Source organism: Microbacterium sp. SLBN-111 (genome assembly GCF_049739645.1).
Taxonomy (GTDB): domain Bacteria; phylum Actinomycetota; class Actinomycetes; order Actinomycetales; family Microbacteriaceae; genus Microbacterium.
This window is the reverse complement of the sequence record NZ_JBMGQH010000001.1, coordinates 413892-435107: the sequence shown is the minus strand read 5'-3', so window position 1 is coordinate 435107 and position 21216 is coordinate 413892. Positions and strand designations below refer to the sequence as shown.

Genomic DNA, 21216 nt, shown 5'->3' with positions numbered 1-21216 from the left:
CAATGACCCCCGATTCCCCCGTCCCCTACCGCCTCACACGTGTGGGTGTGGTGATGACCCCCGAGCCCGGGAACACCGACGAAGCCGAGGGCGTGCTCAACCCGGCCTCGGGCCGCGGCCCCGACGGCGAGCTGTACCTGCTGCCGCGCCTCGTCGCCGAGGGAAACGTGTCGCGCGTGGGCCTCGCCCGCGTCGTCGTCGAGGACGGTGTGCCCGTGGCCGTCGAACGCGAGGGCGTGGTGCTCCAGCCCGACCGCGGGTGGGAGCGCGGCGCCGACAACGCGGGAACCGAAGACCCGCGCACGACCTGGATCGCAGCCCTGGGCATGCACGTCATGACGTACGTCGCCTATGGCCCCCTGGGGCCGCGCACCGCCGTCGCCGTCTCCGAGGACCTGCGCGACTGGCGGCGTCTCGGACCAGTGCTGTTCCGGTACCAGGACGACCTCGACATGGACCTGAACCTGTTCCACAACAAGGACACGGTCTTCTTCCCCGAGACGGTCACGGCCCCCGACGGCAGCGAGGCGTTCGCGGTGCTGCACCGGCCCATGTGGGACCTCGGCGAGACCAAGCCCGGGCAGGGCGTGCGGGTGCCGGCCGGCGTCGAGGACGAGCGGCAGTCCATCTGGATCAGCTACGTGCCCGTGGCATCCGTCCGGGAGAACCTCGCGAACCTCGCGCTGTGGGAGCAGCACCGGTTCGTCGCGGGACCTGCGTTCCCGTTCGAGGCCGTGAAGATCGGCGGGGGACCGCCGCCGCTGCGGATCCCCGAGGGCTGGCTCGTGCTGCACCACGGCGTGACCGGCGTGATCGACAGCGCGTTCTCGCAGCAGCAGAAGGTCAACTACGCCGCGGGTGCTCTGATCCTGGATGCCGATGACCCCAGCCGCGTGATCGCCCGGACGCCCGAGCCGCTGCTGGCCCCCGAGACCGACGACGAGCGCAGCGGCATCGTGCCGAACGTCGTCTTCCCGACCGCGATCGAGGAGATCGACGGCCGCCACTTCGTGTTCTACGGCATGGCCGACTCGAAGATCGGCGTCGCCCTGCTCGAGCGCACCGACTGAGACCCGCGCCGCGTCCGGCGCCGTGAGGGTCCGGGCGCGGCGCGGTCACAACTCCTGCGGGATCGCCCTCACCACCGCCCTCGGGTGGACGGCGGGCGGTTTCGCAGGAGTTGTGCCCCACCCCCATCGAAAGGATCCCCCCATGAACGCACGATGGAGTGCGCGCGGCCTGGCCCTCGCGGGCGCGGTCGCCCTGGCGGTGCCGCTGAGCGCCGCACCGGCGTCGGCGCTGGCCCCGGCCGCCACCGCCCCGTCCGCCACGGCCCCGGCCGCCCCGCTGACCAACCTCGACCACCTCGACTTCCTCCTCGGTTCGCCGACGCCGGCTGGCGTCGAAGGGCACAGCACCTACCGCCTCGCCGAGGAGCCGACGCTCCTCGCGCCGTGGACCTACGCCGACGCCCGCGACGGCGGGACGTTCGAGCGCATCGGCGGCGGCGCCCTCGACCCCGCGACCGGCGACTGGGGTCAGGGCGCCTACAACGCCGACGACACCACGCGCGCCGCGGTCGTCTACCTGCGGCACTGGAAGCAGACGGGCGACGCGGACAGCCGCCACAAGGCGTATGAGCTGCTCCGCACGGTCGCGTACCACCAGACCACCGACGGCCCCGACGCCGGGAACGTCGTGCTGTGGATGCAGCCGGACGGTGAGCTGAACCCCTCTGCGGAGCCGGTGGAGCTGCCGGATCCGTCCGACTCCGGCCCGAGCTACTGGCTCGCCCGCACCGTGTGGGCGCTCGGTGAGGGGTACGCGGCGTTCGCTGACGACGACCCCGACTTCGCTGCGTTCCTCAAGGACCGCCTGGCCCTGTCGCGCGGCGCGATCGAGCGCGAGGTGCTGTCGAAGTACGGCCAGTACGTCGAGGCCGACGGCAAGAGGGTGCCCGCGTGGCTGATCGTGGACGGGGCGGATGCCTCTGCCGAGGCGGTCCTCGGACTGACCGCCGCCGTGCGGGCCGGGGACGACTCCTCGACCACCGCGGCACGGGAGCTCGCCGAGGGCGTGGCGGCCATGGCATCCGGGACCTCCCGCGAATGGCCGTACGGCGCGGTGCTCCCGTGGGCGCAATCGCCCGCGATGTGGCACGCGTGGGGCTCGCAGATGCCCGCGGCGCTCGCCGTCGCGGCCGACGTCCTCGACGACCCCGCGCTGGCGGGTCCGGCGATCGCCGACGCCACCGGCTTCACGACGACGCTCCTCACCGCGGGCGGGCCGGACAACGGCTGGTTCCCGAGCCCGACCGACCGGGTGCAGATCGCGTACGGCGCGGACTCCCGCGTGCAGTCGCTCGTGGCGCTCGCGGACACGACCGGATCGAGTGCGTTCGCCGACCTCGCCGGCATCCAGGCCGCATGGTTCTTCGGCGGCAACCATGCCGGCGCGCGCATGTACGACCCCGCGACCGGCGTGACATTCGACGGGTTGCAGCCCGACGGCACGGTGAACCGCAACAGCGGGGCGGAGTCGACCATCCACGGCCTGCTCACCGCCCTCGCGCTCGACGCGCATCCCGCGATCGCCGCACGGGCGACGGCGCTCACGTCCGTCACCGACCGCGTCGGCCTGACGTTCGTCCAGGCGGAGGATGCCACCTCCACCGACGGCACCGTGTCGACGCCGACGTCGTGGACGGGCGAGTCGAGCTGGTCGGGCGACGCCCTCACCCTGAAGCCCGGACAGAGCGCGACGTGGGGCATCGGTCCCGCGGACACGAAGCGCTGGGTCGAGCCGGTCGTGTTCTCGCAGCCGGGGGAGCAGTCGCTCTCGCGCTGGCGCGGGAACGGCGTACTGAAGGTCACGGGTCCCGCGCAGGGCATCTCGCCGACCCCCGGTGCGCTGCTGCCGCACGCGCTCACCGCCCCCGTGTCCGAGCGGCAGACGGAGCTGAAAGTCACCGCGCAGCGCGGCGACCTCGTGCTCGACGGGCTCATCGTGCGGCCGTTCGTGTCGCGTCTCGTCCTCGAAGGCGCCGGGAGCCGCAGCGAGCTCGTGCAGTCGAGCGCGCCGGGTGCCGAGCGCACGACCGTATCGGGCGGCGGAACGGTGCGCGTCTACGACGCGCGCGGCCGGCTGCTGCGCACGACGGCGTTCGACGGCGAGATCACGGTGCTCCTGCCCTCCGGCGGCTTCGCGGTCGCGGAGCGCTGAGCGCCGACGTTGCCTGACCGCGGCGCCGACCTCGCGGGGGTCGGCGCCGCGGTGGCATCCGACGCGCTCACCCCGGGGCGTGGATCGCCTCCACCACCGCCTGCACGTGCCGGCGGTGCACGGCGGCCGCGCCGACGGTGAGCGAGACGGTCCACGGCGGGAGGTCGTCCGCGACGGGGCGGACACGGCATCCGGTCGTCGGCACCACGTCCGGGATCACGGCGACGCCGAGCCCGGCCGCGACGTACTCGGGCACCGCCGCGAGCTCGCCCACCTCGGCGAGCACGTGCCGCGCGATGCCGAGGCGGTCGAGCTCCCGGTCGAGCTGCACGCGGTTGCCGAACCCGGGGAGCACATCGATCCAGTCGTCGTCGGCGAGGTCGGCGAGGGCGACCGGTCCGTCGACGCGGGCGAGCGGGTGCGCCTCGGGCAGCACGGCCATGTAGGGGAACGACGCGAGGTGCCTCGACACGGCACCGGATGCCGGGGGCAGAGCCGTCAGCGCCAGATCCAGACGATCGCGATCGAGTTCGTCGAAGAGCCCGCGCGAGCCGGTGGTCGAGACCGTGACCCGCACGTCGACCAGCGGGTGCGTGCGGCGGAGACGGGCGAGGATCTCGGGCAGGTCGATCACCCGCAGGCCCGCGAAGGTCCCGATGCGCACGAGACCGCGGACTCCGGTCCCGGACTCGGATGCCACCCCGCGGAGCGCGTCGAGATCGGCGAGCAGCACGCGGGCGAGGGGGAGGAGCGCGTCGCCCGCGGCCGTCGGGCGCACGAATTTGGTGGAGCGCTCGAACAGGCGCACGCCCAGGTCGCGCTCGAGGCTCGCGAGGCCCGCCGAGACCGTGGATTGCGCCGCGAACAGCCGAGCGGCTGCGGCCGTGACGTTGCGTTCGTCGGCGACCGTGACGAAGTACTCGAGCAAGCGCGTCTCCATGGGGCGATGATAGAGCGAATCGATCGCTATGATCGAAAACGTTCGTTTCCCTCGATGCGAAGTCCGCGGCATCCTGAGGTCATGACTTCCTCGATCACCCTTCCGGTCGCCGCCCCCGCGGCATCCGCGCGTCTCTCGCACCGGACCGGGTTCTGGGTCACGGCCGCCACGTTCCTCGCGCTCATGGCCTTCAACACGGTGCCGACCCCGCTCTACGCGCTGTACCAGGCGCGGGACGGCTTCCCCACGTTCCTCATCACGGTGATGTTCGCCGCGTACTCCATCGGCGTCATGGTGTCGCTGTACCTGGCCGGGCACCTCAGCGACCGGCTCGGTCGCCGCCCGCTCATCCTGGCGGCGACGGTCCTTGAGATCGCCGCGGCCCTGGTGTTCGTGCTGCGCGCCGACGCCGCCAGCGTCATCGCCGCCCGCCTCGTCGCCGGGCTCGGCATCGGCCTCCTCACGGCCTCGGCCACCGCGCACCTCTCCGACCTGCGGCGCGTGTCGCACCCGGCATCCCCGGGATTCGCCGCGACGGTCGCGGGTGTCGCGAACATGGGCGGCCTGGCCCTCGGCCCGCTGATCGGCGGCCTCTTCGCCGAGTTCACCCCGGCACCGCTCGTGCTGCCGTACGTCGTGTTCCTCGTCGGTTTCCTCGCCCTCGGCCTCGCGTACGTTTTCGTGCCCGAGACCGTCGAGGTCGATCGGTCCTTCCGGTACCGGCCGCAGCGGGTCCGCATCCCCGCGGACGGACGCCGCGCCTACTGGGCCGCGGGGACCGCGGCCTTCGCCGCCTTCGCCGTGACGGGGCTCTTCGGTTCGGTCGCCCCGACGTTCCTCGCCGGCCGACTCGGCGTCACGGATCACCTCGTCGCCGGGGCCGTGTCGTTCTCGGTCTTCGGTGCCGCTGCGGTGTCCCAGGTCGTGTTCGCGGGCCGCTCGACCCGCGCGCAGCTGCGGCTGGGACTCGTCGCCATGATCGCGGGACTCCTGAGCCTCGCCGCGGCGGACCTGCTGACCTCCGGCATCCTGTTCGTGGTCGGCGGCATCGTCGCGGGCGCCGGCGTCGGCCTGCTCTTCCGCGGAGCCCTCGCGACGGCCGGGTCGCTCGCCGACCCCCGCACCCGCGGAGAGATCACCTCCGGCGTCTTCCTCCTCGCCTTCGCCGGAATGACCGTGCCGCCGCTGGCCGTCGGCGTCGCGCTCCTCGCCCTCCCGCTGGTGCCGGTGTTCCTCGGCTTCGTCGTGCTGGTGTTGGCCCTGTCGATCTGGGGCGGCCTGGTGATCCTCCGCGAGACCGCGCCGCTCGCGTGACGCCCCGGCCCGCGCGGCACCCCTGAGTGTCCAAGACACGCGGATGCCACGCGGACCCGTCCGCGTGTCTTGGACGGTGAATATTCAGGGTGCCGCCGAGTGCGCTCGTGGCCCGGGGCTGATCCGTTGAGTGTCCAAGACACGCGGAGCCGCCTCGGCCCCGTCCGCGTGTCTTGGACACTCAACAGCGGACGGGTCGCGCGCTCGCCCCACCGGCCCCACCCTCGTGTCCGATTTCCGCCGGTGCATGTCGGTGGGGGATGGCAGGGTGGATGCCATGACCCTCACAGCCGCCGACGCACGGGGCTTCGCCGAGCGCTACCGCGTGATCCAGTCGCGCGACCGGCGCTTCGACGGGCAGTTCGTCACGGCGGTGCGTTCGACCGGCATCTACTGCCGTCCGAGCTGCCCCGCGCGAACGCCGAAAGAGGCGAACGTCACGTTCTACGCGACCTCGGCGGCGGCGCACGAGGCGGGCTACCGCGCGTGCAAGCGCTGCCTGCCCGAGGCCGCGCCGGGATCCCCGGCGTGGGACGTCCGCGGAGACGTCGCCGCCCGCGCGATGCGCCTCATCGCCGACGGCGTCGTCGATCGCGAGGGCGTCCCCGGCCTCGCGCGGCGGCTCGGCTACTCCTCCCGCCACCTCGGACGCCTGCTCACCGCCGAACTCGGCGCGGGGCCGCTCGCGCTTGCGCGGGCGCAGCGCGCCCACACGGCCCGGGCGCTCCTCGTGGGCACCGACCTACCGGCATCCGATGTCGCGTTCTCGGCGGGGTTCTCGAGCGTCCGGCAGTTCACCGAGACGATCGGCGAGGTCTTCGGCCTGTCACCGACCGCCCTCCGCGCCAGGCGATCCCGTGCGGCGGGCACCGTTCCGGTCGGCGAGATCGACCTCGCGCTCCCCGCGCGCGGGCCCATCGACACCGTCGGTCTCTTCGGCTGGATGCGCGCGCACGCGATCCCCGGCGTCGAGGTCGGCGGCGACGCCTCCTTCGGGCGGGTCATCCGGATGCCGGGCGGTCCGGCGTGGTTCGAAGTGCGGCGCGACGCCGACGCCCGGCTGCGCCTGCGCGCGCGGCTCACCGCCCTCGCCGACCTCGGCACCCTCATCGCGCGCGTCCGGCGTCTGTTCGACCTGGACGCCGATCCGCTCGCGATCGACGAGGCGCTCGCCCGGCATCCCGAACTCGCCCCCGCGGTCGCCGCGATCCCGGGCGTGCGGGTGCCCGGAGCGATGGATGCCGCCGAGATGCTGCTCCGCGCGATGATCGGCCAGCAGATCAGTGTCGCCTCGGCGCGCACCATGCAGGGGCGGCTGTCGGCAGAGCTCGGCGAGCGCACCGAGATCGGTGGCATCCCGATGACGCTCTTCCCCGACCCCGCGGTCATCGCCGAACACGGCTTCGACGTGCTGCGCGGGCCGACCGCGCGCCGCCGCGCGATCGTCGAGGCCGCCGCCGCACTCGCCGACGGCTCGCTGCCGCTCGGGCCGGGCGACGACGGTGCCGAGCAGCGGGCGCGCCTCCTCGCGATGCGGGGGATCGGCCCGTGGACCGCCGACTACGTCCGCATGCGGGTGACTGGCGACCCCGACGTGCTCCTGCCCGGCGACGTGGCCGCTCGCGCCGGCGCCGCGGCGTTGGGGCTCCCGTCCGATCCGCCCGGTTTCACGGCCTGGTCCGTACGCGCGGCTCCGTGGCGCAGCTACGCCATGGCCCACTACTGGTACGCCGCCCCCGTCACGCAGGCGTGGCGCACCCCGACCCCCTCGACCGAAAGCGAACCCGCACCGTGAGCACCGCGACCCTCCAGTTCCTCGACACCCCCGACGGGCCGTTCGCGATCCTCGCCGATGACGCCGACCGCGTGCTCGTCGCCGGATGGACGGACGACACGGATGCCGTGCTCGCCCGGCTGCGCCCCGCCCACCGCCCCGCCGGGATCGTGTCGGGCGAGACGCGCGCGGCCGCGGCCGTCGCGGCGTACTACGACGGTGACCTCGCCGCGATCGACGACGTCGAGGTCGTGCAGTTCGGCACCCCGCTGCAGCAGCGGGGATGGGCCGCGCTGCGGAGCATCCGGCCCGGGGAACCCCTGACCTATACCGGATTCGCCACGGCCCTGGGCTCGCCCGCGGCCGTGCGCGCGGCGGCATCCATCTGCGCCCGCAACGCGCCTGCGCTCTTCGTGCCGTGCCACCGCGTGCTGCGCGGCGACGGCACGATGGGCGGCTTCGCGTGGGGCGTCGACGTGAAGCGCCGCTTGCTGGAGCGCGAAGCCGCGGCCTGACCCCGCCGTGGCGCCCGGCCCGCCGCGCAAGCTCAGTGATCCGCGCAACCTCAGCCGGATGGGGCTGGATGCCACTGACTTTGTGCAGATCGCGGAGGTTGTGCCGCGGGCCTCCGGCGCCCGGCCCGCCGCGTTACCTCAGTGATCCGCATCACCTCAGCCGGGTGGGGTCGGATGCCGCTGACTTTGTGCAGATCGCTGAGTTTGTGCCGCGGGCTGACACCCCGGCGCACGCGGGCGCTTGGCCCGAAGCGCAACGTCAGTGATCCGCATCACCTCAGTCGGATGGGCTGGATGCCACTGAGCTTGTGCAGATCGCGGAGGTTGCGCCGCGGGCCCCGCGGCGCCCGACGCGCCGCGGAACCTCAGTGATCCGCATCACCTCAGCCGGGTGGGGTCGGATGCCGCCGAGCTTGTGCAGATCGCGGAGTTTGTGCCGCAGCCCCCGGCGCCCCCACCCCGCGCCAGCCTCCCGCAGAATCCATCCTTGCCCCCAGCTGACTCTCAGGCATATCCTGAAAAGCTGCCGCGCCCCGCCCCCCGGGCTTCTGCGGCTGCGCACCGAACGAGGAGGATGCCATGGACCAGATCGACTCCACCGTCGTGCGTGCCGCGTTCTCCGCCGTCGCCGCGCGGCGCCCGTAGCGCTCCGACCGCTCGCGCATCGCACGTCCCGGCGGACTCCGCCGGCCCTTGGCATCCCCTTCCCGCGCCCATCCGGCGCGTCGCTTCGACCCCACGAGGATCATGACCACCGCAGAAAACCGCCCTCAACTGTCGACGCTCCGTTCCCTCGCGCGCCTGCTCCCGATCGCCCGGCCCGTGATCCCCCGGCTCGTGCTCGGCGCCGTCAGCGCGCTCGGCGCGAGCGTGCTCGCGCTCGCCATCCCGCTCGTCCTCGAGCAGCTCGTCGCCGGTCCGATCGGCTCCGGCGACCCCGCGCAGTTGGCGTGGGGCGCGGTGCTCATCCTCGGCCTCGGGCTCGCGGAGGCGGGCATGGTGTGGCTGCGGCGCTGGTTCGTGCTGGCGCCCGCGACCCGCGTCGAGTACGACCTCCGCCAGTCGTTCTACTCGCGTCTGCAGCGCCTGCCCGTCGCGTTCCACGACCGCTGGCAGTCGGGGCAGTTGCTCTCGCGCATGATGCAGGACATCAGCATGCTGCGCCGCTGGCTCGCGTTCGGTCTCATCCTGCTGGTCGTCAACATCCTCACGATCGCGATCGGCGCGGTGCTGCTGTTCCGCTGGCACTGGCTGCTCGGGACGCTGTTCCTCATCGCCTCGGCGCCCCTCTGGTACGCGGGCTACCGCTTCGAGAAGCGCTACGGCGCCCTCACGCGGCAGAGCCAGGACCAGGCCGGCGACCTGGCGACCTCGGTCGAGGAGAGCGTGCACGGCATCCGTGTCCTGAAGGCCTTCGGCCGCGGGAAGCACGCGCTGCAGAAGTTCACGCGGCAGGCCGAGTCCCTCCGTGAGACCGAGCTCGGTAAGGCGCGCGCCGTCGGCTGGATCTGGTTCTGGCTCGTGCTGCTGCCCGACATCGCGTTCGCGGTGTGCCTGGGCGCGGGCATCGTGCTCACGCAGCTCGGTCAGCTCCAGGTCGCCGAGCTCGTGGCGTTCTTCGCCATGGCGACGGTGCTGCGGTGGCCGATGGAGTCCATCGGCTTCCTGTTCTCGTTCCTGCTCGACGCGCGCACCGCGACCGACCGCATCTTCGAGGTGTTCGACGAGCAGAACACGATCGTCGACCCGGCCGAGCCGCGCACGATCGCCGCGCCCCGCGGCGAGCTCGTGCTCGAGGGCGTGCATTTCCGGTATCAGGATGCCGCGGACTCCGAGCCCGACCTCCTCGACGGCGTCGACCTGACGCTACGGCCGGGGGAGACCATGGCGCTCGTGGGTCTGACCGGTTCCGGCAAGACGACGCTCACGACCCTGCCCGGTCGCCTGTACGACGTCACGGGTGGCCGCGTGCTGCTCGACGGCGTCGACGTGCGCGAGCTTCGGCTCGCCGAGCTCCGGCGTCACGTCGGCATGGCCTTCGAGGATGCCACGCTGTTCTCGCAGACCGTCCGCGCCAACGTCCTGCTCGGTCGGGAGGACCTCGAGCCGGGGTCGCCCGAGGCCGAGGCCGTGCTCACCGAGGCCCTCCAGGTCGCGCAGGCGCACTTCGTCCACGACCTCCCCGACGGCCTCGACACCGTGATCGGCGAGGAGGGGCTGAGCCTGTCCGGCGGTCAGCGTCAGCGACTCGCGCTCGCGCGCGCGGTCGCGGCGCGCCCCGCCGTGCTCGTCCTCGACGACCCGCTGTCGGCCCTCGACGTCGACACCGAGGCGCTCGTCGAGGATGCGCTCCGCGAGGTGTTGAGCGAGACCACGGCGCTCGTCGTCGCGCACCGTCCCTCGACGGTGACGCTCGCCGACCGGGTCGCCCTGCTGCAGGACGGCCGCATCGCGGCCGTCGGCACGCACTCCGACCTGCTGCGTGAGAGCGAGGCGTACCGGCACGTGATCTCGAGCCTGGAAGAGGCGGAGGCCGAGCGCGAGGCGCAGACCGGCGCGATCCCGATCCTCCGTACGGACGGCTCGGGCCTGGCATCCACTGACGAATCCCAGCCCGCGAAGGAGGCGACCCGATGAGCGCGACCACCGTCACCGGGACGAGCGGCGAAGACCGCTCGGACTACACGCGCGACGAGAGCCGCGCGATCCGCCAGCGTTCGCTGCGGCTCCTCGGCTCGCTCGTGTCGCCGCTGCGCTGGCAGCTCGTGCTCGCCGCCGCGGTGCTCGTCGTCTCGACGGCGCTGCGCGTCGCCGGGCCCGCGCTGATCGCGATCGGCATCGACACGGCCCTGCCCGCGGTGATCCAGAACAACGACTGGATGCCGACGATCCTCGTCGTCGCGATCTACCTCACCGCCGGCATCGGCGGGGCCGTGCTGATCGGATGGTACGTCGTCGTGGCGGCGCGGTTGACGCAGGCGATCATGCTCGACCTGCGCAAGCGCATCTTCCTCCACACCCAGCGACTGAGCCTGGAGTTCCACGAGTCGTACACGTCGGGCCGCATCATCTCGCGTCAGACGAGCGACCTCGACACGATCCGCGAGCTCCTCGACGGCGGGCTCAACGAGCTCGTGTCGGGCGTGCTGTACGGGCTGTTCACGCTCGGCGCGCTGTACCTCCTCGATTGGCAGTCCGGGCTCGTGCTGACGGTCATGGGTATCCCGCTCTACCTGCTGATGCGCTGGTTCTACCGCCGCTCGCAGGTCGTCTACCGGGAGTCGCGCGTCGTCAGCGCGCAGGTGATCGTCAAGTTCGTCGAGACGATGACCGGCATCCGCGCCGTGAAGGCGTTCCGCAAGGAACCGCGCAACGACGAGGAGTTCGGCGACCTCGCGGGCCAGTACCGCGACGTCAACATGCGCTCGATCCGGCTGTTCGGAACGTTCGAGCCGGCGCTGATGGCGGTGGCCTCGGTCTCGGTGGCCGTGGTGCTGCTGTGGGGCGGCGGTCGTGTGATCGGCGGAGCACTCGAGATCGGTGTGCTCGCGGCCGCGGTGCTGTACGTGCGGAACTTCTTCGCCCCGCTCCAGGAGGTCGCGTTCTTCCTCAACTCGTACCAGTCGGCGACGGCGGCGCTCGAAAAGGTGTCCGGCGTGCTGGAGGAGGAGCCCACGGTTCCCGATCCGACCGACCCGGTCGATCTCTGGAGCGCCCGCGGTCACGTGCGGTTCGACGAGGTCACGTTCGGGTACTCCGACGACCGCGTCATCCTGCCGAACTTCACGCTCGACATCCCCGCGGGGCAGACGATAGCCCTGGTCGGCACCACACGGTGCCGGCAAGTCGACGCTCGCGAAGCTCGTGTCGCGGTTCTACGACCCGACGCGCGGGGCCGTGACCCTCGACGACGTCGACCTCCGCCGTCTGCACCCGAAGGACCTCCGCCGCGCGATTGTCATGGTCACGCAGGAGGCGTACCTGTTCAGCGGAACGGTGGCCGACAACATCGCCCTGGGCAAGCCCGACGCGACGATGGACGAGATCCGCGCGGCCGCCCGCGCCGTCGGGGCCGACGGGTTCATCGAGAAGCTGCCCGACGGGTACGACACCGACGTGAACAAGCGCGGCGGACGCGTGTCGGCGGGCCAGCGGCAGCTGATCTCGTTCGCGCGCGCGTTCCTCGCCGACCCCGCGGTGCTCATCCTCGACGAGGCGACCGCGTCGCTCGACATCCCGAGCGAGCGGCTCATTCAGGACGCGCTGCAGACGCTGCTCGCCGACCGCACGGCGATCATCATCGCGCACCGCCTGTCGACGGTCGCGATCGCCGACCGGGTGCTCGTGATGGAGCACGGCCGCATCATTGAGGACGACACCCCGGCCGCGCTGATCGCCGGCACCGGCAAGTTCGCGCAACTGCACGCGTCGTGGCGGGAGTCGCTCGTCTGACGGAACGGGAGGGATGCCACGGCCTCAGGGTCGTGGCATCCCTCATTTCCGACCCCATTTCCGGTCGAATCTGACGCTCGCCGCACGCGCTGGTGATCGCGTCGAAGCGGCCGGGTGATTCGGTCGTTCGCACCCTGGCACTCGCACGAGTGCATGTATACATTTTCTCTCGGTCCCCCGCTTCGCGGAGGGCCTCCGCGCTCCGGAAGTGCGCGGAGCTGTAGCGAGGGGGATGTGTCGGTGACACGAGGGGCAGTCGACGCGCGAGACGCGCGGATCGTCGGCGAATGGATCACGGGGCGCCACGCGTCGCTCCGGCGGGCGGTGTTCTGCGCACCGGGCGCGCCCGTCGAACCGGCCGCCGCGGCGGTGACGGTGGACGATGTCCTGCTCGTGCCGTCAGACGCAGCCGTCGAGACCGCGGCGCACGTCGTCCGCTTCGACGGCGCCTTCGACGAGGTGGGCGACGTCCTCCACGTCGCCGGGTACGCGGTCGAGTTGCAGCACTATGCCGCGGCCGCGTACGTCGAACTCGTCGGGCCGACCGCGATGCGCTTCCTCGACGCCGACGGGTGGCGGGCGTTTCTCGCCGACGCCGACCTCGCGCGCGCCTCCGGCGTCTTCACGTCGCCGATGATCGACCCGCGGCTTCGTCTCGCGGATGCCGACGTGCTCGACGATCCGTTCGCGTCGGCCCCGCCGCGAGCGGTGCACGTGCACGCCGACGGGCGGCTCACCGCAGGGGCGCAGGGTGGGGCGATCGGTGTGGCGGACGACCTCGCGGGTGCGCTCGTGTCGCCGCGTTACCGGTGGGAGGCTCTGGCCGGCATCGCCGTGCCCGCGGACCTGACCAGCGACCTCGCCGCCCGGCCGTGGCTCGGGCGCTTCGTGCACGCGGCGGAGCTCGCGGCGATCCTCGGGCTCGCGGCATCCGATCTCTGCATCGACGGGTTCGGCTGGTCGGCGCTCCCCGACGCGGGTGAGGGCGGCGGCGGGGTCGTTCGCGCCGACGACCCGTTCCTCGTGCGCACGCCCGACGGCGTCCTGCTCATCGACCTCCGCACGCGCCGGCGTCAGCGTCTGCCCGAGCGGACCGTCCGGGTCGTCGCGACACTGCAGGCGTCCACCGACGTGGCCGTGGCGGCGGATCGTCTCGCCCGCACCGAGCGGCTGTCCGCGGAGGCCGCGCGAGCACTGTGCGCCGAGGCGGAGCGGCTGCTCGGGGTGCGCCCCGGCGTGCCGGCGGCCGATTCCGCGGCCGTCGGGGCGGGGGCGTGACGCCCGTCTGGTCGGCGATGTCGCCCGCGGACCGCGCGTTCGCCCCGGACCGTGTCGCGGTCTCGGCGCGAGGGCACCGCGTGCGGTTCGCCGACGGATCCGACCGGCTCTGCGCCACCAGCGGACTGTGGAACGTCCCGCTCGGCTACGGTCACCCCGGTATCGCCGAGGCGGTCGCCGGCGCCCTGCACGAGGCGTCGTACCTCACCCTCTTCCGCGGCGTGCACCGGCCGGCGCGGGAGGCGGCCGCGGCGCTGATCGACCTCGCCGGTGCTGACCGCTACCGCCGCGTGATCTTCTCGACCTCCGGTGGCGCGGCCAACGACGCCGTGATGAAGCTCGCACGGCAGTTCCAGATCGAGCGGGGCGAACCGGCCCGCACGCTCGTCGTCGGGCTCCGCGGCAGCTACCACGGCACGATGTACGGCAGCCACGCGCTGAGCGGCGACGCCCTCGGCCAGGGGGCTTACGCACTCGATCGCCGGGCGGTGCGCCACGTCGACGCCACCGACCCGGGGGAGCTCACGGCCCTGCTGCGGCGCGAGGGTGCCCGCATGGCCGCGATCGTGATCGAGCCGGTCCTCGGCACGGGAGCGCACCCCGTCGCGGAGGCGTTCCTCGAGGCGGCGCTGGACGCGCGCGACGAGCACGGCTTCCTCGTCGTCGCCGACGAGGTGGCCACGGGTTTCGGGCGCACCGGCCCGCTGTTCGCGTCGGGGGAGTGGTCGCGGCCGCCGGATCTGCTCGTGCTGTCCAAGGCCCTCACCAACGGCGCGCTCGGTGCCGCGGCCGTGCTCGTCGGTCCCCGTGTCGTCTCGGCGTTCGCCGACCGGCGCGCGACGTTCGTCCACGGCGAGACCCAGGCCGGAACCCCCGCGGTCGCGGCGGCGATTCTCGCCGTGGCGGACGAGTTCCGACGTCCGGAGATCCTCTCCGCCACGAACCGCGTGGGCCTGGGCGCCCGGGCGCTCGCCGACGCGCTGGTCCGCGACGGCCTCGCCGTCGAGGTCCGGGGGCGCGGCGCATTCCTGGCCGTGGCGCTGGCCGACAGCGACGACGCGCGACTCTCGCCCGAACGGATCCCGGATGCCGTCGCCGCCATCGCCGCGGCCGGTGCGATCGTGCATCCCGGGGTGGATGGCATCCAGCTCATCCCGGGCTACGGGTACGACGACGCCGCGTTCGCCGAGCTGGACGCCGCGATCCGTGCGGGTCTGACCCGTGTGACGGAGGCGGCCGCGTGAGCGCCGTCCCGCGTCGCCGCAGGTCGACGCTCGTCGCCGGGTCGGGCATCGCCCGCGCCGCGTGCGCGCGCGTGACGACCGGACGCCGGACCGTGGTAGTGGTCGACGCGCGCCTTGCGCCGCTGGCCGAGGGCCTCGCGCGTCCCGTCGCGGTCGTGCCGATCGAGGTCGGAACGGTGGATGCCGCAACGGTCGCGGCTCTCGCCGACCGCCTGGCCGACGTGCGGGCGGAGTCGGTGGTGGCCGTCGGTGGGGGAACGGTCCTCGACGCGGTCGCCGTCGCAGCCCTGGGCCCCGCGACCGTGGCGTGGGCGCTCCAACGGGCCGAGGGCGCGGCGGTCGTGCCGCTGCCCGCACCCGGGCACCGGCCGATCGAGGTCGTCGCCGTCCCCACGACCGTGGGCACTTCGGCGGAGACCAACGCCGTCGCGATCGTCCGCACCCGCGCAGGCGCCCGGGTCCTCGTCGGCGAAGCCGTGCGGCCGCGGTACGCCGTCCTCGACGCGACGCATTACGCGACGCTCGACGCGACCGACGTCCGCGCGGGATGCCTCGAGGCCCTCCTGCGTCTCGCGGGGGTCAGCACCGCCGACCGCGCCCACCCGCGCGCACATGCGCACGCCGTCGCGATCGCGCGCGCTCTGCTGGCCGCGGGCCACAGCGCCCTGACGCCGGCGTGCCGTCTGCGGATCGCGCGTCTGAGCGCGGCGACGCAGCGTAGCGCCGCCCTGCGCGGGCGTGCGCCCTTCAGCCCCCGCCACTGGTATCTCGCCAACGAGGTCTCCTTCGTCGCCCGAACGACGAAGATGCGGGCGACGGCCTCGGTCGTCTCCCGCGTGTGGCAGCGCATCGAGGACGGCGACACCCGCTGGGGTTCGGCCGAGCCGTTGGAGGCGTTCTGGCGCGAGGCGACCCGCGACGCGCGGCTTCCCCTCGCCCCGGCGGCCGGCATCGACGCCCTCATCGCGCGCTGGGGACTGCCGCTCGCTCCGCGACCTCACGCGGAGGCCCGGGAGGCCATGGCCGTCCGGGCGGAGCGGTGGTGGGGCGGTCGGGGGACGGCGCTATCGGGCCTCTCGGCCCCCGACGTGCGGGACGTCCTCGATCGGGCGCGGTGGGACCCGAACCCACCCGCCGAGGCGTCCCGCCTCCGCCCCACGCACACGTCGACACCCGCGGGGGGAGGTGAACACATATGACGAGTCTCACGATGAGCCCTCCGCTGCAGTTCGAGGAACTGGACGCGCTCGAGGCACCGAGCTGGGAGAGCTTCTACCAGGGAGTCCTCGCCGGACTCACGGTCGTCGGCATCGGCGTCGCGATCGCGACCTGAGACATCCCGGACGCACGCCGTCAGCCCTCACCCTCACCGAAGGAGGTGACTTGCACATGACTTCCACCCTCGACTTCGTCGAGCTCGACGCGCTGGACGCCCCCGACGACGGATGGGACTGGTTCCGCGGCTTCAGCTACGGCGTGGCCCTCGGATTCATCGCCCTGGCCGCCACCTGAGCCATCCGTGGGAGGCCGGGGTCCCGGCATCCCTTCCTTCATGCACCCGAGGAGGTGACTCATGTCCAACGATCTCGCACTTCGCTTCGAAGAGCTCGACGAGCTCGACGCGCCCCTGGAGTGGTGGGAGCACGCCGGCTACATCATCGCCATCATCGGCGCGACGGTCGCCATCGCCACCTGACCCGTCGAGGGGGAGACGCCGGGCGCGTGTCCCCCTCGACTTCCGCATCCCCCCAGAAGGAGGTTCCATGACCGCCCCGCTCACCGACTCCGTGCGTCGCCGCCTGGCCGACGCCGGGTGCGTCGCCGCGCCCGGCGACGTCTACGCCGGCGCCGGCGCCCGGTTCTACGACGACCTCGTCGGCCCCGACCGGTCCGAGATCCGCGAGGTGCTCGACATCGCGCGCCGCGTCGGACCCGACGTGCTCGACCTCGCCGCCGGAAGCGGACGGATCACGCTTCCGCTCGTGCGGACCGGCAAGCGCGTCACGGCGCTCGACCTTTCGGCCGACATGCTCGCGCGCCTGCGCGCCGCGCTGCCCGCCGGAACGACCTGCGACGTCGTCGTCGCCGACATGTGCGACGTCGACCTCGGCCGCGATTTCGACCTGATCGTCCTCGCCGCGACCTCGATCACGTTGCTCGGGGCGACCGACCGACGGCGGCTCTTCGCGACGGTACGCCGCCACCTCGCGCCGGGCGGGTCGTTCGTGCTCTCTGTCGCGGGCACCGGCGCGCTGTCCGCGCTCCGCGAGTCCGCGGACCGCGAGATCCCGGTCGGCGCGACCGCCTATCTGCAGTCGCAGCAGGTCGAGCCCGACGGAGCGCGCAGGGTCGTGAATTGGATGCCACTCCCGCTGCCGCATCCGCCCGGCCGGGTGCCCGTGCTGACCACACGCCTGCACATCCTCGACGAGGCGATCGTGACCGGCGAGCTGCGTGACGCGGGGTTCGCGCCGCCCGAGGTGATCCCGGTTTTGACGCACGGCATCCGCTCGGGCGAGGGCATGGTGCTGCTGCGCACCCGGATCGGGTCCGCGGATGTCGCGTGACACCCTCGCCCCCGACGACGCGGCTCCTCGGCTGGCCGACGCCGTGCGGATCGAGCCGGCGGCGAGCGGGGAGCACTGGCTCGTCAGCGTGGACGGCGTGCCCGTTTCGCGCGCCTCGTCGACCGTCGCCGCGACGCTGCGCGCGATGGACGGGCGGGCGAGTCTCGACGAGCTGCGCCGACGCTTCGCCCCCGAGCAGACGCCCGAGGAGTTCGCCGCGCTCGCGGACCGCTTCCGCCGGGCCGGGCTCCTCCGCGGCTCGGAACGCCGGACCGCGGGGCGCGTCACCTATCGCCCGCCCTTGACGATCCAGTTCGCGACGCTGCGCGCGCCGCGCCTGTTCGACCGTTTGCACCGGCTGGTCCGCCCGTTGCTGCAGGGGTGGCTGGCGTGGCCCCTGGCCGCGCTGATCGTGGCGGGCCTCGTCGCCCTCGGCGTCCAGGCCCCGGACGTGGTCGCCGCTCTGACGTCACCGCTGCCGCTGGTCGACGTCCTGGTCGTCGCGCTGGTGCTCGTGGCCGCCACGCTCCTCCACGAGGCGGCGCACGGCGTGACCCTCGCGCACGGCGGCGGGCAGCCGCGACGCGCCGGGGTGATGCTGCTCTACCTCGGGCCGGCGTTCTTCGTCGACGTCACGGATGCCTGGCGGCTCCCGTCCCGCGCGTCCCGCGTCCGGGTCGCGCTCGCCGGACCGGCCGTGCACGCGGCCCTCGCGGGCGCGGCGGCACTGTGCGCGCTCGCCGCGCCAGATCCGGACGTGCGACGGGCGCTGCTCGTCCTCGGCTGCGCGTGCGCCGCCGTCGTCGCGATCAACCTCGTCCCGTTCGTGCGGTTCGACGGCTACATCGCGCTCATGAGCGCGCTGGACGAACCGAACCTGCGTGCACGGACGATGGCGGATGCCGCGGACGCACTGCGTCGCGGTCTGTTCGGGGGCGCGCCCGGGCCGCGGGCTCTCGCCCGGTGGTGGAGCGTCCCCTTCGGCATCCTGAGCGCCCTCGTGCCGATCGCGCTCGTCGTGGCCGCGATCGAGCGGACCGTGCATGCGCTCGCGGGAACGGGACCGGTCGGTGCGCTCATCGTGCTCGTACTCCCGACGGCCGTCGTCGTCGCGGTCGGGGTCGGCGTCGTCCGATGGGTCGTCGCCGGGTGGTCGCGAGGACGCGGGCGGGTCCGGTTCGTGCTGATCGGCGTCGTCGTCGTCGCGGCCGTCGTGGGCGCCGCCGCGGCCATCCCCGTGGACGACACGCGGACCCTCGGCTTCACGTCCGCCGGCGACCGCATAGAGCTGGTCGTCCCCGCGGGAACACCGGCCGACGCGGACCTCACCGCCGCCCTCCCGGTCGACCTGACGACGAGCGGCATCCTCGCCGACGCCGTCGTCGCCCGGGGAGTCGCCCGCCCCGCGCCCCCGCGGACGATCACCGCGCCGCTCACCGCGTTCTCGCCGGTCGACGCGCGCGGGCTCGAGGTGGAGGCCCGGGCGATCGGCACCGTCGACGCACGCGTCGCGGCGCTCCCCGCGTCGGGCCGCGCCGTCGTCCACCTCGGTTCGCGTTCGCTCCTCGAAGCCGTGTGGTCGACGCACGTCGTCGACCCCGCGTCCGTCCTGCTCTCCCTTTTCGACCCCCCGACGTCCGACACGAAAGATCCCCGATGACCGACCACGCCCTCGAGGTGCGCCACCTCACCAAGACCTACGGCTCCCGCACCGCCGTCGACGACGTGTCGTTCGCGGTTCGTCGCGGCAGCATCGTGGGGCTCCTCGGCCCGAACGGAGCTGGAAAGTCCACGACGCTGCGGACGATCGTCGGGCTCTCGGCCCCGACCCGCGGCGAGGCCCTCATCGACGGGATGCCGTTCGCCCGCCTCGCGCAGCCGTCGGCGCACATCGGCGTGCAGATGGACGGCTTCGGCTTCGAGGTCGGCATCACCGCGCGCCGACACCTCGAGATCGCGCGCCTCGCCGTCGGCGCCCCGCGGCGCCGGGTCGACGAGGTCCTCGACGAGGTGGGACTCGCCGCCGACGCGCGCCGGCGCGTGAAGACCTTCTCGACCGGCATGGTGCAGCGGCTGGGCCTCGCCACGGCGCTCATCGGATCGCCGCGGACGCTCGTGCTCGACGAACCCTCGAACGGCCTCGACCCCGACGGCATCCGGTGGCTCCGTCGCCATCTCCGCGCGTTCGCGCGGGCCGGAGGCACCGTGCTCGTCTCGAGCCACCAGCTCGCCGAGCTCGAGAACACCGTCGACGAGGTCGTGATCCTGAAGCAGTCGGTGCTGTACTCCGGCGCCCTGAGCGATCTCGTCCCGGGCGACGGGGGAGCCTCGCTCGAGGAACGCTACTTCGACCTCGTCGAGGGGCGCGACGCGTGATCGGCGTGATCCGCTCCGAGCTCCTCCGCGCGCGCAGCGGTGCGAACACGCTCGCGGTCCTCCTGCTCGGTGCGTTCGTCCCGGTGATCGTCCTCACCAGCGACGACACCCTCGGGCGCATGACGTCGATGGATGCCACCACCGCAACGCAACTCCTCCTGGCGCCGCTCGCCTGGTCGTTCGTCGTGGCGGCGTTCGCCGGTGCCTTCGGGGTGACGCGGGAGTTCTACTACGGCTCGATGGGCCGCACGATCGCGCAGATCGGCTTCCGGCGCGCATTCCTGGGCAAGGGGATCGCGGCGATCGGGGTCGCGGTGGTCCTCACGGCGGGGATCGCCGCGGCGTGGTGCGGCGTCGCGGCCATCGTCCTCGGCGTGAACGGCTTGGCGTTCGTCCCGAGCGTCGGGGCGGCGCGGACCGTGCTCGGGGCGCTCCCCGGTGCCGTGCTCGGCGCGCTCCTGGGAGCCGCGGTCGGATGGATCGTCGGTAACTACTACGCCGCGGCGGCCATCGTGCTGGCGGGACCGATCGCGTTCGAGATGGCGTTCCTGGGGTCTGCGCCCGAGGTCGCCCGCTTCTCGCCGGGGCTGACGCTCGCGGCGCTCGCGTCGCCGAGCGACCACCCGGTCCTCCTCGAGCCGTGGGCCGGTTTCGCCGCGGGGCTGGGCTGGACGCTCGTCCTGACCGCCGCGGCGTGGGTCGTCGGACGTCGGCGGTTCCGATGAGCGCGTCCCCGACACCGCCGCGCGGGCTCGGGCGTGCTCTGCGCGCGCAGGCCCGTGCCGCGGCCGGCGATCTGCCCCTGGCGGGGGTCTGCGTCGCGGCGCTCGTGCTGTCCGCCTCGATCGGCGCGAGCATGCCGGGCGACGTGGCCGCCGCGCCCGACGCGGCGAAGGACGCGATCGCGGCGCCGCTGTCGACGGTCCTCGCGGTGTACGCCGCGGTGATGGCGGCAATCTACGGCTCGTTCCGCTACACGGTCGACCGACGCGGGGGAGTCGTGGCCCAACGCGCGACCCTCCAGCCGCGGCGGTGGGCCCTCGCCGCGCGGATCCCCTTCACCGCGCTCGGCGGTGCGCTCGTCGGGGTGGCGGCCCTGCTCGGCGGCCGCGCGGCCGTCGCGGCGGCCCTGGGCCTGCACGGTCTCGAGCCCGCGGCCGTCGGTGCCGTCCCGGTCGTCGGCGCGGCCGCTGCCGTCTGGGGGCTCGGCATCGGGTTGCTCGTGCAGGCGCACCTGCCGTCGCTGTTCGTCGCCCCGCTGTCGCTCAGCGCGGCGCTCCTGGTCGCCGCGCCGTGGCCCGCGGTCGCGGCGTGGTTCCCGTTGCCGACGATCCTGCGAGCCGCCGGCCTCGACCTCGCCCCGCTCGGGATCATCGCCGCCGTCGGCCCGGAACCGGCCGGGGCCACGGCCCTGGCCACCGCGTGGATCGCCGCCGTCCTCACCGCCGGCGCGGCCTCGTTCCTCCGCCGCGACCTCCGCTGACCCCGCCCGCGCTCCGGGTACGCGCTCGCGCGAGCCGCGGCGCGAAGTTCG

General features: G+C 73.5%; 18 protein-coding genes and 1 pseudogene. 18 read left to right on the top strand and 1 reads right to left on the bottom strand.

Annotated elements, in window-relative coordinates; genetic code table 11:
• Window positions 1–2: 2 nt before the first annotated feature.
• Window positions 3–1070, top strand: a complete 1068-nt coding sequence (locus RKD05_RS02000) for a glycosidase (protein WP_424707705.1) — start codon at window positions 3–5, stop codon at window positions 1068–1070.
• 142 nt (window positions 1071–1212) lie between these two features.
• Window positions 1213–3222, top strand: coding sequence for a hypothetical protein (locus tag RKD05_RS01995; RefSeq protein WP_424707703.1), 2010 nt, complete (start codon window positions 1213–1215; stop codon window positions 3220–3222).
• 67 nt (window positions 3223–3289) lie between these two features.
• On the opposite strand, the gene RKD05_RS01990 is transcribed toward RKD05_RS01995, so the two are convergent.
• Window positions 3290–4162, bottom strand: coding sequence for a LysR family transcriptional regulator (locus tag RKD05_RS01990; protein ID WP_063258636.1), 873 nt, complete (start codon window positions 4160–4162; stop codon window positions 3290–3292).
• 81 nt (window positions 4163–4243) lie between these two features.
• Between RKD05_RS01990 and RKD05_RS01985 the strand changes: the two genes are divergently transcribed.
• The 16 genes and pseudogenes from RKD05_RS01985 (at window position 4244) to RKD05_RS01910 (ending at window position 21165) form a co-directional block, all read left to right on the top strand.
• Entirely contained in the window at window positions 4244–5476 is a 1233-nt protein-coding gene (locus RKD05_RS01985) for an MFS transporter (protein ID WP_424707702.1), read from the top strand.
• Between the two features lie 277 nt (window positions 5477–5753).
• Complete coding sequence (locus RKD05_RS01980) at window positions 5754–7271, top strand: DNA-3-methyladenine glycosylase 2 family protein (RefSeq protein ID WP_424707700.1); 1518 nt, start codon at window positions 5754–5756, stop codon at window positions 7269–7271.
• On the top strand, window positions 7268–7765 hold the full coding sequence (locus tag RKD05_RS01975; protein WP_424707699.1) for a methylated-DNA--[protein]-cysteine S-methyltransferase: 498 nt from the start codon (window positions 7268–7270) through the stop codon (window positions 7763–7765). Before RKD05_RS01980 ends, RKD05_RS01975 begins: the two co-directional genes overlap by 4 nt.
• A 747-nt stretch (window positions 7766–8512) precedes the next feature.
• Window positions 8513–10402 carry an ABC transporter ATP-binding protein gene (locus RKD05_RS01970; RefSeq protein WP_424707697.1) on the top strand — a complete coding sequence of 630 codons (1890 nt, stop codon included), beginning with the start codon at window positions 8513–8515 and terminating at the stop codon, window positions 10400–10402.
• A pseudogene (locus RKD05_RS01965) lies at window positions 10399–12217 on the top strand (ABC transporter ATP-binding protein). The gene RKD05_RS01970 and the pseudogene RKD05_RS01965 overlap by 4 nt, the downstream one beginning before the upstream one ends.
• A gap of 240 nt (window positions 12218–12457) precedes the next feature.
• Window positions 12458–13495 (top strand): daptide biosynthesis RiPP recognition protein, encoded by a 1038-nt coding sequence (gene mpaB, locus RKD05_RS01960; protein ID WP_424707695.1) that lies wholly within the window; start codon window positions 12458–12460, stop codon window positions 13493–13495.
• Entirely contained in the window at window positions 13492–14739 is a 1248-nt protein-coding gene (gene mpaD, locus RKD05_RS01955; RefSeq protein ID WP_424707693.1) for a daptide-type RiPP biosynthesis aminotransferase, read from the top strand. The genes mpaB and mpaD overlap by 4 nt, the downstream gene beginning before the upstream one ends.
• Window positions 14736–15938 (top strand): iron-containing alcohol dehydrogenase, encoded by a 1203-nt coding sequence (locus RKD05_RS01950; protein WP_424707691.1) that lies wholly within the window; start codon window positions 14736–14738, stop codon window positions 15936–15938. Before mpaD ends, RKD05_RS01950 begins: the two co-directional genes overlap by 4 nt.
• Window positions 15935–16072, top strand: a complete 138-nt coding sequence (gene mpaA1 / locus RKD05_RS01945) for an MpaA1 family daptide-type RiPP (protein WP_022878247.1) — start codon at window positions 15935–15937, stop codon at window positions 16070–16072. Before RKD05_RS01950 ends, mpaA1 begins: the two co-directional genes overlap by 4 nt.
• 56 nt (window positions 16073–16128) lie before the next feature.
• Window positions 16129–16251, top strand: a complete 123-nt coding sequence (mpaA2, locus tag RKD05_RS01940) for an MpaA2 family daptide-type RiPP (RefSeq protein WP_022878248.1) — start codon at window positions 16129–16131, stop codon at window positions 16249–16251.
• 61 nt (window positions 16252–16312) lie between these two features.
• Window positions 16313–16435 (top strand): MpaA3 family daptide-type RiPP, encoded by a 123-nt coding sequence (gene mpaA3, locus RKD05_RS01935; RefSeq protein WP_022878249.1) that lies wholly within the window; start codon window positions 16313–16315, stop codon window positions 16433–16435.
• Window positions 16436–16502: 67 nt separating this feature from the next.
• On the top strand, window positions 16503–17306 hold the full coding sequence (gene mpaM / locus RKD05_RS01930; protein ID WP_424707690.1) for a daptide-type RiPP biosynthesis methyltransferase: 804 nt from the start codon (window positions 16503–16505) through the stop codon (window positions 17304–17306).
• Window positions 17296–18966: a daptide biosynthesis intramembrane metalloprotease gene (gene mpaP / locus RKD05_RS01925; RefSeq protein ID WP_424707688.1), complete on the top strand. Its 1671-nt coding sequence runs from the start codon at window positions 17296–17298 to the stop codon at window positions 18964–18966. Before mpaM ends, mpaP begins: the two co-directional genes overlap by 11 nt.
• Entirely contained in the window at window positions 18963–19682 is a 720-nt protein-coding gene (locus RKD05_RS01920) for an ABC transporter ATP-binding protein (protein ID WP_424707686.1), read from the top strand. The genes mpaP and RKD05_RS01920 overlap by 4 nt, the downstream gene beginning before the upstream one ends.
• Window positions 19679–20407, top strand: a complete 729-nt coding sequence (locus RKD05_RS01915) for an ABC transporter permease (protein WP_424707684.1) — start codon at window positions 19679–19681, stop codon at window positions 20405–20407. The genes RKD05_RS01920 and RKD05_RS01915 overlap by 4 nt, the downstream gene beginning before the upstream one ends.
• A complete protein-coding gene (locus RKD05_RS01910) occupies window positions 20404–21165 on the top strand; it encodes a hypothetical protein (RefSeq protein ID WP_424707683.1) in 762 nt (253 codons plus the stop codon). Before RKD05_RS01915 ends, RKD05_RS01910 begins: the two co-directional genes overlap by 4 nt.
• Window positions 21166–21216: the final 51 nt, after the last annotated feature.